This is a genomic window from Trinickia sp. EG282A, from assembly GCF_040965455.1.
GTDB lineage: Bacteria > Pseudomonadota > Gammaproteobacteria > Burkholderiales > Burkholderiaceae > Trinickia > Trinickia symbiotica.
In genome coordinates this window covers 192,896-206,330 of record NZ_JBFRCC010000002.1, presented here as the reverse complement: position 1 = coordinate 206,330, position 13,435 = coordinate 192,896, and the positions used below count along the sequence as shown (strand labels likewise).

Here is a 13,435-nt window from a genome sequence, read left to right as displayed (position 1 = left end):
GACTGACGCATGACACTCGACATCACACAGTTTTATCAGACGTTCTTCGACGAGGCGGACGAGCTGCTCGGCGAGATGGAGCAGTTGCTGCTGAATCTCGACGTCGGCACGCCGGATCCGGAGGACCTCGCGGCCATTTTCCGCGCGGCCCACTCGATCAAGGGCGGCGCCGCGACGTTCGGCTTCGCGGCGCTCACCGAAACGACGCACATTCTCGAATCGCTGCTCGATCGCGCCCGCAACAACGAACTGACGTTGCGCAAGGACATGATCGACACGTTCCTCGAAACGAAGGACGTGCTCGCCGATCAGCTCGCCGCCTATCGCGCGAGCGCAGAACCCGACGCCGCGGCAGCCGCCGCGATTTGCGCGAAGCTCGAGCGCTTGCGCGATGGCGAGCCGGCGCAAGCTTCGGCCCCGGCGGCCGCCCCCGCGGCGGCGGTGGCGTCGGCTCCGGCGCCCGCTCCCGCACCCGCGGCGCAAGCGAGCGCCGCCGGCGGCGCGGCCGAAGGCATGGCGCCCGATCATGTCGTCGACCAGGCGATCGATGCGACGCACGGCACCGCAAACGCTGTCGTGCCAGATGCGGCGCAGGCGGGCCAGGCTTCAACGGATGCAGGACCTCACCTGAAAGTGACGCTACGGGGGGTGGGGGAGAAGGACCAGGCGCTGCTCATCGAAGAACTGGGCAACCTCGGCCACATCGTCGAACAGGCGAAGAGCGGCGGCGACTTGATCGTCTACCTCGAGACCGACGTGCCGACCGACGACATCACCGCCGTGCTGTGCTTCGTGATCGACGAAAGCCAGATCGTGATCGGGCGCGGCAAGGCGCCGGGTGCGGAAGGCGAGGCTTCGGCCGAGGCGGCGGGAGACGCGGCATCCGTGGCGCAGCCGGCCGTTGCATCGGCTTCAGCCTTCATGGCCGCGGCGACGCAAGCCGCGCCCGCACCGGCGCCCGCGCCCGCGGCGATGCCGGCCCCGGCCGCGGCGGCTCAATCGGACGCACAGCCGGAGGCACAACCCGAGCCGAAGCCGACAATGCCGGCTGCTGCTTCGTCGTCAGCTTCATCGGCATCCTCGCCTTCCTCCGCGAGCGCCGACGAGCGCAAGGCGCGCCCGGCCGCCGCCGCCGCGACGAGCGAGGGCGGCTCGATCCGCGTGGGCGTGGAGAAGGTCGATCAACTGATCAACCTCGTCGGCGAGCTCGTCATCACGCAGGCGATGCTGGCCGAGACGACGAGCACGTTCGACCCGGCACTGCACGATCGACTCTTCAACGGCATGGCGCAGCTCGAGCGCAACGCGCGCGATCTGCAAGAAGCGGTGATGTCGATCCGCATGATGCCGATGGACTATGTCTTCAGCCGCTTCCCGCGCCTCGTGCGCGACCTCGCCGCGAAGCTCGGCAAGGAAGTGGAGCTCGTCACGTTCGGCCAGGCGACCGAGCTCGACAAGAGTCTCATCGAGCGGATCATCGATCCCCTCACGCACCTCGTGCGCAACAGCCTCGACCACGGCATCGAGACAGTCGAGGCGCGCCGCGCCGCGGGCAAGGATCCGACGGGACAATTGGTTCTCTCGGCGGCGCATCACGGCGGCAACATCGTCATCGAAGTCAGCGACGATGGGGCCGGCCTGCGCCGCGACAAGATTCTCGCGAAGGCGGCCAAGCAGGGGATGCAGGTCAGCGACTCGATGACGGACGAGGAAGTCTGGAACCTCATCTTCATGCCGGGCTTCTCGACGGCCGACCAGGTGACGGACGTTTCGGGCCGCGGCGTCGGCATGGACGTCGTCAAGCGCAACATTCAGTCGATGGGCGGACACGTCGAGATCGCCTCACAGGCAGGCAAGGGCACGACGACGCGCATCGTCCTGCCGCTTACGCTCGCGATCCTCGATGGCATGTCGGTGAAAGTCGGCAACGAAATCTTCATCCTGCCGCTCAATTTCGTGATGGAGTCGCTGCAGCCGTCGGCCGACGATATCTACACGGTCGCGAACGGCGAGCGCGTCGTGCGCGTGCGCGGCGAATATCTGCCCGTGGTCGCGCTGCACGAGATCTTCTCGGTCGAAGGTGCGCGCACCGACCCGACGCAGGGCATCGTCACGATCATGCAGACGGAGGGCCGCCGCTTCGCCATGTTGATCGACGAGCTCGTCGGTCAACAGCAGGTCGTCGTGAAGAACCTCGAAACGAACTACCGCAAGGTGCACGGCATCTCGGCGGCGACGATTCTCGGCGACGGCAGCGTCGCGCTGATCGTCGACGTGGCGGCGTTGATTCGCGATTCGCGCGCCTCGCATGGCGCAATGAATTTTTCGTAATTCCCAACCGTGGTGGGGGCTAACGTGGCAGAACTCCAAGTCAGCAATACGAACAACGCGCTCGTCGCCGGCGGACGCCGCGACGCGCAGCAGGCCGACGCGAACGGACAGGAATTCCTCGTCTTCACGCTCGGCGCCGAAGAATACGGCATCGACATTCTGAAAGTGCAGGAAATCCGCGGCTACGACAGCGTGACGCGCATCGCCAATGCGCCCGAGTTCATCAAAGGCGTCATCAATCTGCGCGGCATCATCGTGCCGATCGTCGATATGCGCATCAAGTTTCATTTGGGCCGCGTCGAGTACGACCATCAAACAGTCGTGATCATCCTCAATGTCGCGCACCGCGTCGTCGGCATGGTGGTGGATGGCGTCTCCGACGTTCTCACGCTGACGCCCGACCAGATCATGCCCGCGCCCGAGTTCGGCGCGACGCTGACGGCCGAGTACCTGACCGGTCTCGGCACCGTGGACGGCCGCATGCTGATTCTGATGGACATCGAGAAGCTGATGACCAGCAAGGAAATGGCGTTGATGGACTCGTTCGCGGGATAAACACACGCGTCGCGCCCGTCATATCGCCGGGCGCGGCCGGTGCCGCGTTCGCCAGCAAGACACGGAGATTCGAGAAATGCTGCACAACTGGTCGATTCGCACGACGCTCACGGCGATGGGTGCGGTGTTCCTGGCGCTGACGCTCGCCGTCGGCGCGCTCGCGCTCACCGCGCTCTCGGGAGCGGGCCGCACGCTCGACGCGCTTGCGCTCGACGATTTGCCCGCGATCCATTCGCTCGACGATACGAGCGCCTATCTGCTGCGTTCGCGCATCGCGCTCGACCGATTTCGCGCGCTGACCGAAGCGAACAACGCCGATGAGGCCAAGAAGGTTCTCGATCGGGCGCAGGAGCTTTACGGGAAGGCGGGTGAAGCGTGGCAGGCGTTCCAGAACGCCCCGAAGGCAGGCCTCGATTCCGCGCTCGTCGCCGAACTCTCGGCGCGCTACGCCTCGCTCACGCATGACGGTGTCGATCCCGAGTTCGCCGCCGTGCGCGCAGGAGACATGGCCGGCTACCACGCGATCGCCGATACGAAAATCAGCCCCATGTTCGTCGCCTTCGACCAGACGGCGAGCAGCGTCGTGAAGGCACGCCAGCAGCACGTCGAGCAAATGCGCGCGGAGGCGGAATCGCAGATCTCGCTGATGAAGTCGCTCATCGTCGGCATCGGCGTGCTCGCGATCGTACTCATCGTCGTCATTCGCCTGGCGCTGCGCGGCCTCATCGTCAAGCCGCTCGACGATGCGATCGAGCACTTCGAGCGCATCGCCGAAGGCGACCTCACGCGCCGCGTCGAAGTGACGAGCAAGAACGAAGTCGGCCGCCTTTTCGCGGGCATCCGGAAGATGCAGGACAGCATCACGGCGATGGTGAAGGCGGTGGCGAGCGGCGCCGAGTCGATCGACGTCGGCGCGCACGAGATCTCGATGGGCAACACGGATCTCTCGCAGCGCACGGAGGAACAGGCGTCCTCGCTGCAGCAGACGGCCTCGAGCATGGACCAGCTCACGGGCACCGTGCGCCAGAATGCCGAGAACGCGCGGCAGGCGAGCCAGCTCGCCGTCAACGCGTCGGATATCGCGATGCGCGGCGGCGACGTCGTGAGCCAGGTCGTCACGACGATGCAGGACATCGCGACGAGCTCGAGCAAGGTCGTCGACATCATCGGCGTCATCGAAGGCATCGCGTTCCAGACGAACATCCTCGCGCTCAACGCGGCCGTCGAAGCGGCGCGCGCGGGCGAGCAAGGCCGCGGCTTCGCGGTCGTGGCGGGCGAAGTGCGCGGCCTCGCGCAGCGCAGCGCGGCGGCGGCCAAGGAGATCAAGGCGCTCATCGGCGATTCGGCCGACAAGGTGGCGAGCGGCTCCGAGCTCGTCGGCCGCGCAGGCTCGACGATGGAGGAAATCGTTCAGGCCGTGCGCCGCGTGACCGACATCATGGGTGAGATCAGCGCGGCGTCGGAAGAACAGTCGACGGGCATTGAAGGCGTCAATCGCGCGCTCGTGCAGATGGACGACGTGACGCAGCAGAACGCGGCGCTCGTCGAGCAGGCGGCCGCCGCTGCGGCCTCGCTCGAAGAGCAGACGCGGCAACTGAAGGCCGAGGTGAGCCACTGGCGCGTCAATGAGCATGCGCCCGCCAGCGGTGGCGGTAGGACGTCGATGCCGCACGCGGCGCCGGCGTCGCCGGCAGCCCAGACGGCCCAGACGGCCACGGTATCGCGCAAGCCGGCACTGTCGTCCGCGAAATCCGCGCGTACCGTGTCGCGGCCTTCCTCCGCCGCGTCGTCGCGCGCTACGCATTCGGCGGGATCGGCCGCCAACGCATCGCACGATTCGACGGCGCCGAAAGCAAACGTTGCGCAGGCCAGCGCACAAGCCGTGCAGTCCCATCACGAAGCCGCCGCGACGCCGCCGGCAACGGCGAACACCGCCTCGACGGTCGCGCGGCCATTGCCGACGAAGCCCGCCAAGCCGAGCGTCGCCCAGCCCGCGAAGCCGGCGCCAGCCATGGCCGCGGCGGTATCGACGAGCAAGTCTTCCGACGATGACTGGGAAACGTTCTGAGAATGAAGAAATGAAGATGAAGACGCAGCCCAAGACGATGGCCTGAACGCCCCGACGAAGACACGAAGCGACGAAGTGACGGAACGAAAAGAGTAGGACCATGACGATAGCGCGCGCATCCGAGCGGCCCGATGGGGTCGAGCCAAGCGGCCCCGGCCTCGCCGAGCGCGCCGGCTTTGGCGATCGCGATTTCGAGTTCACGTCGGCGGACTTCGCGCGCATTCGCGAACTCATCTATCGGCGCGCGGGCATTTCGCTGTCCGACCATAAGCGCGACATGGCGTACAGCCGCCTCGCGCGGCGCCTGCGCGCGCGCGGGCTCGACAGCTTTCGGCGCTACCTCGATCTGCTCGAGTCGGAGCAGGATGCGGCCGAGTGGGAAGCCTTCACGAATGCGCTGACGACGAACCTCACGGCGTTCTTTCGCGAGGCACATCACTTTCCGATACTGGCCGAGTTCGTCAAGCGCCGTCAGCAGCCGGTCTCGATCTGGTGCTCGGCGGCCTCGACGGGCGAGGAGCCCTATTCGATCGCGATGACGCTCGTCGAGGCGCTCGGCGATTCGGCCGCGCGCCAGGCGACGATCCTCGCGACGGATCTCGACACACAAGTGCTCGCGAAGGGCGAGGCGGGCGTCTACTCACTCGACCAGGTGAAGCCGCTTTCGACGGAGCGCCTCAAGCGTTTCTTCCTGAAGGGGACCGGCCCGCATGCGGGCCTCGTGAAAGTGCGGCCCGAACTGCGTGCGATGATCCGCTTTCAGCAATTGAATTTGACCGACGCCGATTATGGATTGCGCACTCAGTTCGACGCGATTTTCTGCCGCAACGTGATGATCTACTTCGACAAGCCGACGCAGTCGCAAGTGCTCGCGCGCTTCGAGCCGCTCGTGAAGCCGGGCGGCCTGCTCTTCGCCGGTCACTCGGAGAACTTCACCTATGTGACGCAGGCGTTTCGGCTGCGCGGGCAGACCGTCTACGAGCTCACGCGCGATACGGCGGCGGGCGCACGCGCGCAGGCGACGGGACGCGCGGCGGCGAGCGGCAGCGCGGCAAGACGCGGGCAGGAGGCTGAAGTATGAGCAGCCTGCCGATCGCAACCAATCATTACTTCGACAACCACTTCAATCGCCGTGGCGTGAAGCTGCTGCCGAACGAGTTCTATACGACGGGCGACGATATGGTGCTCGTGACGGTGCTCGGCTCGTGCGTGGCGGCCTGCATTCACGACCGCACAGCGGGAATTGGCGGCATGAACCACTTCATGCTGCCCGACGATGGCGAGCCGACGCAGGCCGCGTCGGAATCGATGCGCTATGGCGCTTACGCGATGGAAGTGCTGATCAACGAGCTCATCAAGATGGGCGGCCGGCGCGAGCGCTTCGAGGCGAAGGTGTTCGGCGGCGCGGCGGTGCTCGCCGGCATGACGACGATCAACATCGGCGATCGCAACGCCGAGTTCGCGCGCCGCTATCTCGCGCTCGAGAAGATCCGCATCGTCGCCGAAGACCTGCAAGGCGTGCATCCGCGCAAGGTCGCATTCATGCCGACGACGGGCCAGGCGATGGTCAAGAAGCTGCGGCTGCAACAGGAGCCGAGCGTCGCCGAGCGCGAGCAGGAACTCGCGAGGCAGGTGGCCGAAGCGCGCGCGGCGCGCCACGCGCGCGCCCGCGCGAAAGAACATGCCGAGTTGTTCACGTCGCACGCCACGCCGGGTGCCGCGAAGCCGCGCGCCGACTTCGCGGGACCGGCAACGGCAACGGCGGCGGCGCCGGCCAAGCCGCGCATCGAGCTCTTCGGCGCGGTGGGCGGTGTGCGCGGCGGCAGCAATAGCAACAGCCCTAAGACGGTAGAGGAGGCCTGAGCGCTGTGCAGAAAATCAAGGTTTTGTGTGTCGACGATTCGGCCCTCATCAGAAGCCTCATGACGGAGATCATCAACGGTCAGCCGGACATGACGGTCGTCGCCACGGCGCCGGACCCGCTCGTCGCACGCGAGCTCATCAAGCAGCACAACCCTGACGTGTTGACGCTCGACGTCGAAATGCCGCGCATGGACGGGCTCGATTTTCTCGAGAAGCTGATGCGCTTGCGGCCGATGCCCGTCGTCATGGTGTCGTCGCTGACGGAGCGCGGCTCCGAGATCACGCTGCGCGCGCTCGAGCTCGGCGCCGTCGATTTCGTGACGAAGCCGAAGGTCGGCATCCGCGACGGCATGCTCGAGTATTCAGAAAAGCTCGCCGACAAGATTCGCGCCGCCTCGCGCGCGCGCGTGCGTCAGGCGCAGCCGGCCCGCGCGGGCGGCGCGGTGCCGGGCGCGCCGGCGCCGATGCTGAACAATCCCCTCGTCAGTACGGAGAAGCTCGTCATCGTCGGCGCCTCGACGGGCGGCACCGAGGCGATCCGCGAGCTGCTCGAGCCGCTGCCGCCCGACGCGCCGGCCGTCATGATCGCGCAGCACATGCCGCCGGGCTTTACCAAGTCGTTCGCACAGCGCCTGAACGGGTTGTGCCGCATCACCGTGAAGGAAGCGGAGCATGGCGAGCGCGTGCTGCCGGGCCATGCTTATATCGCGCCGGGCCATGCGCATCTGCTCTTGGCGAGAAGCGGGGCCAACTATATCGCGCACCTGTCGGACGATCCGCCCGTGAACCGGCATCGGCCGTCGGTCGACGTGCTGTTCCGGTCCGCCGCGCAGCACGCGGGCAAGAACGCGGTCGGCGTGATCCTGACGGGCATGGGGCGCGACGGCGCGGCGGGAATGTTAGACATGCGAAATGCGGGCGCATACACTCTCGCGCAAGATGAAGCGAGCTGCATCGTCTTCGGCATGCCGCGCGAGGCGATCGCGCTCGGCGCGGCCGACGAGATTGCGCCTTTGTCGGAAATGAGCCGCCGCGTGATGGCGCGTCTGGCGGCGATGGGCGATCGGGTACAGCGCGTGTAGCTTCGGCCGACGGCCTGGCACCCGGGGGAGAGACGGGTGCGAGGCTCGACGCGGCGGCTTTCGTGCGGGCGAAATTGGGAACTAAGGGAACGAGATGGACAAGAGCATGAAAATTCTGGTGGTGGACGACTTTCCGACGATGCGACGGATCGTCCGCAACCTGTTGAAGGAGCTCGGCTATTCGAATGTCGACGAAGCCGAGGACGGCGCGGCCGGCCTGTCGCGCCTGCGCGGCGGCGGCTACGACTTCGTGATTTCGGATTGGAACATGCCGAATCTCGACGGCCTCGCGATGTTGAAAGAGATCCGCGCCGACGCTTCGCTTCAACACTTGCCGGTGCTGATGGTGACGGCCGAGTCGAAGAAGGAAAACATCATCGCGGCGGCGCAGGCCGGCGCGAGCGGCTACGTGGTGAAGCCTTTCACGGCCGCCACGCTCGACGAGAAGCTCACGAAGATTCTCGAGAAGTTGGGCAAGACCGGGAGCTGAAGTGGACCAGCCGACAAACCTCCTCAGCGAAGGCGCCGATCTCGCCGATCTGACGACCGATCGCATCCTCGCACGCATCGGTCAGCTCACGCGCACGCTGCGCGATTCGATCCTCGAGCTCGGGCTCGACAAGCAGGTAGAGCACGCGGCGCAAACGGTGACCGACGCGCGCCAGCGCCTCAACTATGTCGCCAATATGACCGAGCAGGCCGCTCAGCGTGTGCTCGGTGCGATCGAGATCGCGAAGCCGATGCAGGAGCAGATGCAAAGCGACGCGAAATCGCTCGATAGCCGCTGGGAGCAGTGGTACGACGCGCCGATCGAACGCGAGGAGGTACGAGCGCTGCTCTCCGAGACGCGGACGTTCCTGGGGGGAGTGTCGGAAGCGACGAGCGCGACGAATGCGCAGTTGCTCGAAATCATGATGGCGCAGGATTTTCAGGACCTGACCGGGCAGGTCATCAAGAAGATCATGGACGTCGTCTATTCGATCGAGCAGCAGCTTCTTTCCGTGCTGATCGAGAATATCGCGCCCGAGCGGCGCGAGCAGTTCGCGCAGAACGCGGCCGCGCTCGCGGCCGAGCCCGGCACTTCGTTCAGCACCAGCAGCGATGACGACGGGCTTCTCAACGGTCCGCAGATCAATCCGCAAGGCAAGGCGGACGTCGTGCAGGATCAGCAGCAGGTCGACGATCTGCTCGCGAGTCTCGGGTTCTGACGATTTCGGCGGCGATTTCGCAGTTTGTTTCGATTTTGAAACGGGCGGACTTTGATGGTCCCGCCCGTATTGTCGTTGCGGCTCGATGAACTTTGCACGATGCGACGCATGCGTGTTACGGAGTAAATCATCGGTGGCAAACGATTGCCGCGTGATGGTAGTTTACAAGACGAAAATCGAGATTTAGCGACATAACAGCAAATCGAGGGAGAGTCTTTCTCATGTTCATTCGTTCGATTCAGGGCACGTTGCCGGCTGTAGTTGCGGCTTGTGCGTTGCTTGTGGTCATGGCCCCCGCTCACGCAGCGCTCGGCGGGGCGCCGATGCAAACGCCATCAGGGGCGACCGTCGATAGGGCGTCGACAGTGGCCCATGCGGCCTCGTCATCTTCATCTTCTACGACGTCTACGAGCACCTATACGGTCAAGCAAACGACGCTCGAAACGGGCACCGTCGTGCGCGAATACATCGGATCGGACGGAAATGTGTTCGGCATCGCATGGCAAGGCGCTCAGATGCCCGACCTGTCGACGCTGCTCGGCAGCTACTTTCCGCAAGTGCAGAGCGCAGTCGCTGCGCAGCGGGAGCAGCGAGGCGGCGGCCGCGGGCCAACGAATGTCGAACAGTCAGGTCTCGTTGTGCATGTGGGCGGGCACATGGGCTCTTTCGTGGGCCAGGCCTATCTGCCGAGCGCATTGCCGAGCGGCGTAGCCGCCAGCGATATCCAATGAGCGGTCGACTACGAGCGGAGAAATCATAGTGCGATCAGAAAACAGATTTTTGCGCAGGATCTGCGCAGTATGCGTGGTCATTGCTACAGCATTGCTCACCGGGTGCGGCGGGGGCGGGTCCAGCGGTTCCGGTGGTTCTAGCAGCTCGAGCAGCTCGGGAAGCTCGAGTGGTTCGAGTAGTTCGAGCTCATCCAGTACGGCGAGCAATCAAGTGACAGTAACGGTCGCTAAGAGCGCGTTGACGTCGACGCGCACGCCCAATATTCCGACGGTGAGCGTGACCGTCTGCGTCCCCGGGACTTCGACTTGCCAGACCATCGATAATATTCAAGTCGACACGATGTCGTATGGCTTGCGGCTCGTGAATACGGCTGCTTCGGCGGTACTTGGCAGTCTGTCGGCCGAGACGGACAGCAGCGGAAATGCGATTGCCGAGTGCTCCGTATTCGCGGACGGCTATACGTGGGGCTCAGTGCGCAGGGCTGATGTAAAGATCGCCGGCGAAACGGCGAGCAACATTCCGATTGGGATCCTCGGTGATATGGACTCGACCATTGCGGCGCCGTCTAGCTGCACATCGCGAACGACCGGCAGTTCCGAGAATACGGTGAACGCGATCGGTGCGAACGGCATTCTCGGCATCGGAGTGGCGCCATATGATTGTCCGACTTGCGTGACCACCGCGAGCAATGGCACGTATTACAGCTGCGGCAGCAGCACCTGTAGTCAAACGACGATGGCATTGACGAGCCAAGTTGCCAATCCGGTCGCGAACTTCACGTCCGATAACAACGGCATTATTTTGACGATGCCGTCGATCGATACCTCCGGGGCGGTCTCGGCCACCGGTACGTTGACATTCGGTATCGGCACGCAGTCGAACAACACATACTCAGCGTCGCACAAGTTTGGAACGGATTCATCGGGCAACGTGAATAGCACCGTGCTTTCATCGACGAGCGCTTCGACTTTCGGATTCTTCGACTCTGGTTCAAACGGCTACTTCTTCGACGACAGCACGCTTGCGCAATGTTCCGGCGGCACTTGGTATTGTCCGTCGCCGACGACTACGCGCAGTGTGACGGTTTCGAACAAATCCGGTTCGGCGGCGTCCGCTAATGTGACGATGACCATCGCCAGCGAAAGCACGTTGAGTACCAGCAACTATGCGTTCAACGATTTGGCCGGCACACTGGGCCTCTCCAATGTGATGGACTTCGGCCTGCCATTCTTCTACGGCAAGACTGTCTACTTCGGGTACGACACAGCCACGGCAGGAACCGGCAGCCAATCGCCTTACGTGGCGTACTAGCCGAAGGTCGATACCTTTCCTTTCCTATCGCTTTGTGGGCGGGTGATATCCCCGCCCATAAGCGCTTTCCTTGGCCCGCCTGGCATTGCCCGGCGCATTCGAACCGCCGTCCCCTCCCGTCACCCGAATGACGGCCGTGATGCCCGCCACGCTTTTTTAGCGGCTAAAGCTTCGCCATGAGCAGCATATCGAACAACTTCCCGAGGTCCTGCCGGACGTCGACGATAAAAGCAATGTAGATCGTGTCGCCATCCGCCTTATAGATGATTCGGGTTTTGCCCGTAATCGCTTGACGCCAATCTTTGACGGCTGGCGTCTCATCGTCCACGAGCGTGCCCATCAATGGATACTGGCAGATGGTCTCGATCGTCCGCTCGATGGCTGCCTTGGTCTCGAGCCATGTTCGTTGACCGAATCGAGTCACGAGATAGCGGCGCAAAGTCTGGACGGTGATATCGGCGGTCGGGTAACGCCTGACTCGCATGGACACCGTCACTCGTCGGCCTTCGTACGTCCGAATTCGGCCCGATCGAGCTTATCGAGTTGTTCGAAGAGCTCCGAGATGTCGCCATGCTCACCGGCCCGATGATGTTGCTCGGCCAGCGCCAGCAGTTTGAGCATCTCTAACTTGTCTTGCAGCGCTTGATAGGAGCGGACATCCTGAATGACGAGTTTTGCTTCGCCGTTTTGCGTGATGACCATGGGCTGCCCGCTCTCCTCGAGGTCCCTCACGATTTGCGCAGCCTCGGCCCGCAGGTAGGTGATGGGCTTGATGTTCTCCAGTCGCATAGGATCCTCCACAGTTCGGTACGAATATATACCGAATTCGGTACGGCGCCAACCACACGACTGTCGGACAGAATCAAAAGCGTCAGCCGCGGCCCTCTCAGCCCCGCACCATCAAGCGAATTACACCCCTTTCCCCGCCCTTATCCGCCGATCGTCGATTGACGCCAGCGGGAATAATCCGTGTCAGTGAAAAGCGGCATTGCGCCGCGCGAAGAGCGGAGAAAGCCTGGTGGCAGAGGACAGCGACCTCGAGAAAACCGAATCAGCCACTCCCCGGCGCCTCGAGAAGGCGCGCGAGGAGGGGCAGGTCGCCCGCTCGCGCGAGCTCGCTTCGTTTGCATTGCTTTCGGCCGGATTCTTCGGCGTATGGGCGCTCTCGGGCCCGATCGGCCTGCATCTAGAGGCCATGATGCGCGGCGCGTTCATGTTCAACCACGCCTACGTCGTCGACACGAACCGCATGCTGATCGGCGCCGGCACGGCCAGCCGCGAAGGGGTGATCGCGGTCGCGCCCGTGCTCGCCCTGACCGCGCTCGCCGCGCTCCTCGCACCCATGGCGCTCGGCGGCTGGCTGCTCTCGAGCAACGTCTTGCAGTTCAAACCCGAGCGGCTTTCCCCCATCGCCGGCATCGGTCGCATCTTCTCGATCAATGGCCCGATCCAGCTCGGCATGTCGATCGCGAAGACGCTCGTCGTCGGCGTCATCGGCGTGCTCGCCGTCCTCCACCACAAAAACGAAATCCTCGCGCTGCCCTCGGAGCCCATGCTCAAGGCGATCGGCCATAGCCTCTCGCTCGTCGCCGTCTGCTGCGGAACGACCGTCGCCGGCATGTTCGTCATCGCGGCGATGGATGTGCCGTACCAACTCTGGTCGTTCCACAAGAAGCTGCGGATGACGAAGGAAGAAGTGAAGCGCGAGCACCGCGAGAACGAGGGCGACCCGCACGTGAAGGGCCGCATTCGCCAGCAGCAGCGCGCGATGGCCCGCCGCCGCATGATGGCGGCCGTGCCGAAGGCCGACGTCGTCGTGACGAACCCGACGCATTATGCCGTCGCGCTCCAGTACGCGGACGGCGAGATGCGCGCGCCGAAGGTCATCGCCAAGGGCGTCAACCTCGTCGCCGCCCGCATCCGCGAACTCGCCGACGAGCACAACATCCCGCTGCTCGAAGCGCCGCCGCTCGCGCGTGCGCTCTATCACAACGTCGAGCTCAATCACGAGATTCCGGGCACGCTCTACAACGCGGTGGCCGAAGTGCTCGCCTGGGTCTACCAGCTGCGCCGTTTCCGCCGCGACGGCGGCGACGTGCCGGCCGCGCCGACCGAGCTCGAGGTCCCCGCCGATCTCGACAAAGGGCCCGTCACGGACGAGGACGCGCTCGAAGAAGAGGAAGAGGCACTGGCGTCGGGGACGACGCGCACGAGGCGCGCAGCGGGGCGTGACGCCGGCACGGGAGCGTCGGCATGAACGCGCGCGTGCAAAGCCTCTTCGGCAA

At 64.5% G+C, this 13,435-nt stretch carries 13 protein-coding genes; 11 read left to right on the top strand and 2 right to left on the bottom strand.

The annotated features are described in order from the left end of the window. Positions 1 to 9 precede the first annotated feature (9 nt). From cheA to AB4Y31_RS08785, 10 genes are all read left to right on the top strand, one after another. Positions 10 to 2,331: a chemotaxis protein CheA gene (gene cheA, locus AB4Y31_RS08830; RefSeq protein ID WP_368673621.1), complete on the top strand. Its 2,322-nt coding sequence runs from the start codon at positions 10 to 12 to the stop codon at positions 2,329 to 2,331. Between the two features lie 24 nt (positions 2,332 to 2,355). After that, positions 2,356 to 2,886 carry a chemotaxis protein CheW gene (gene cheW / locus AB4Y31_RS08825; RefSeq protein WP_018441490.1) on the top strand — a complete coding sequence of 177 codons (531 nt, stop codon included), beginning with the start codon at positions 2,356 to 2,358 and terminating at the stop codon, positions 2,884 to 2,886. A gap of 76 nt (positions 2,887 to 2,962) precedes the next feature. Next, the gene (locus AB4Y31_RS08820) at positions 2,963 to 4,954 is read left to right on the top strand and encodes a methyl-accepting chemotaxis protein (RefSeq protein WP_368673620.1); all 1,992 of its coding nucleotides are present in this window, start codon (positions 2,963 to 2,965) and stop codon (positions 4,952 to 4,954) included. Between the two features lie 100 nt (positions 4,955 to 5,054). Then, the gene (locus tag AB4Y31_RS08815) at positions 5,055 to 6,035 is read left to right on the top strand and encodes a CheR family methyltransferase (RefSeq protein WP_368673619.1); all 981 of its coding nucleotides are present in this window, start codon (positions 5,055 to 5,057) and stop codon (positions 6,033 to 6,035) included. Further along, positions 6,032 to 6,817, top strand: coding sequence for a chemoreceptor glutamine deamidase CheD (cheD, locus tag AB4Y31_RS08810; RefSeq protein WP_368673618.1), 786 nt, complete (start codon positions 6,032 to 6,034; stop codon positions 6,815 to 6,817). Before AB4Y31_RS08815 ends, cheD begins: the two co-directional genes overlap by 4 nt. A 5-nt stretch (positions 6,818 to 6,822) precedes the next feature. Beyond that, the gene (locus tag AB4Y31_RS08805; RefSeq protein WP_368673617.1) at positions 6,823 to 7,899 is read left to right on the top strand and encodes a chemotaxis response regulator protein-glutamate methylesterase; all 1,077 of its coding nucleotides are present in this window, start codon (positions 6,823 to 6,825) and stop codon (positions 7,897 to 7,899) included. A gap of 94 nt (positions 7,900 to 7,993) precedes the next feature. Beyond that, positions 7,994 to 8,389: a chemotaxis response regulator CheY gene (gene cheY / locus AB4Y31_RS08800; RefSeq protein ID WP_018441495.1), complete on the top strand. Its 396-nt coding sequence runs from the start codon at positions 7,994 to 7,996 to the stop codon at positions 8,387 to 8,389. Position 8,390: 1 nt separating this feature from the next. Beyond that, positions 8,391 to 9,107 (top strand): protein phosphatase CheZ, encoded by a 717-nt coding sequence (gene cheZ, locus AB4Y31_RS08795; protein ID WP_018441496.1) that lies wholly within the window; start codon positions 8,391 to 8,393, stop codon positions 9,105 to 9,107. Between the two features lie 221 nt (positions 9,108 to 9,328). Further along, positions 9,329 to 9,838 carry a DUF2844 domain-containing protein gene (locus AB4Y31_RS08790; RefSeq protein WP_018441497.1) on the top strand — a complete coding sequence of 170 codons (510 nt, stop codon included), beginning with the start codon at positions 9,329 to 9,331 and terminating at the stop codon, positions 9,836 to 9,838. 28 nt (positions 9,839 to 9,866) lie between these two features. Beyond that, positions 9,867 to 11,150 (top strand): DUF3443 domain-containing protein, encoded by a 1,284-nt coding sequence (locus tag AB4Y31_RS08785; protein ID WP_368673616.1) that lies wholly within the window; start codon positions 9,867 to 9,869, stop codon positions 11,148 to 11,150. Positions 11,151 to 11,313: 163 nt separating this feature from the next. Here AB4Y31_RS08785 and AB4Y31_RS08780 read toward each other — a convergent pair whose 3' ends face one another. Continuing rightward, positions 11,314 to 11,634 carry a type II toxin-antitoxin system RelE/ParE family toxin gene (locus tag AB4Y31_RS08780; protein WP_368674459.1) on the bottom strand — a complete coding sequence of 107 codons (321 nt, stop codon included), beginning with the start codon at positions 11,632 to 11,634 and terminating at the stop codon, positions 11,314 to 11,316. Positions 11,635 to 11,642: 8 nt separating this feature from the next. Then, positions 11,643 to 11,939, bottom strand: a complete 297-nt coding sequence (locus AB4Y31_RS08775; protein ID WP_368673615.1) for a type II toxin-antitoxin system Phd/YefM family antitoxin — start codon at positions 11,937 to 11,939, stop codon at positions 11,643 to 11,645. Positions 11,940 to 12,168: 229 nt separating this feature from the next. Between AB4Y31_RS08775 and flhB the strand changes: the two genes are divergently transcribed. Then, positions 12,169 to 13,407, top strand: coding sequence for a flagellar biosynthesis protein FlhB (flhB, locus tag AB4Y31_RS08770; RefSeq protein ID WP_368673614.1), 1,239 nt, complete (start codon positions 12,169 to 12,171; stop codon positions 13,405 to 13,407). Positions 13,408 to 13,435 lie beyond the last annotated feature (28 nt).

Excerpts from the sequence above, each read along its gene's own strand:
- cheA (WP_368673621.1), top strand. The coding sequence starts at position 10 with ATGACACTCGACATCACACAGTTTTATCAGACGTTCTTCGACGAGGCG.
- AB4Y31_RS08820 (WP_368673620.1), top strand. The coding sequence starts at position 2,963 with ATGCTGCACAACTGGTCGATTCGCACGACGCTCACGGCGATGGGTGCG.
- AB4Y31_RS08815 (WP_368673619.1), top strand. The coding sequence starts at position 5,055 with ATGACGATAGCGCGCGCATCCGAGCGGCCCGATGGGGTCGAGCCAAGC.
- cheD (WP_368673618.1), top strand. The coding sequence starts at position 6,032 with ATGAGCAGCCTGCCGATCGCAACCAATCATTACTTCGACAACCACTTC.
- cheY (WP_018441495.1), top strand. The coding sequence starts at position 7,994 with ATGGACAAGAGCATGAAAATTCTGGTGGTGGACGACTTTCCGACGATG.
- AB4Y31_RS08790 (WP_018441497.1), top strand. The coding sequence starts at position 9,329 with ATGTTCATTCGTTCGATTCAGGGCACGTTGCCGGCTGTAGTTGCGGCT.
- AB4Y31_RS08780 (WP_368674459.1), bottom strand. The coding sequence starts at position 11,634 with ATGCGAGTCAGGCGTTACCCGACCGCCGATATCACCGTCCAGACTTTG.
- AB4Y31_RS08775 (WP_368673615.1), bottom strand. The coding sequence starts at position 11,939 with ATGCGACTGGAGAACATCAAGCCCATCACCTACCTGCGGGCCGAGGCT.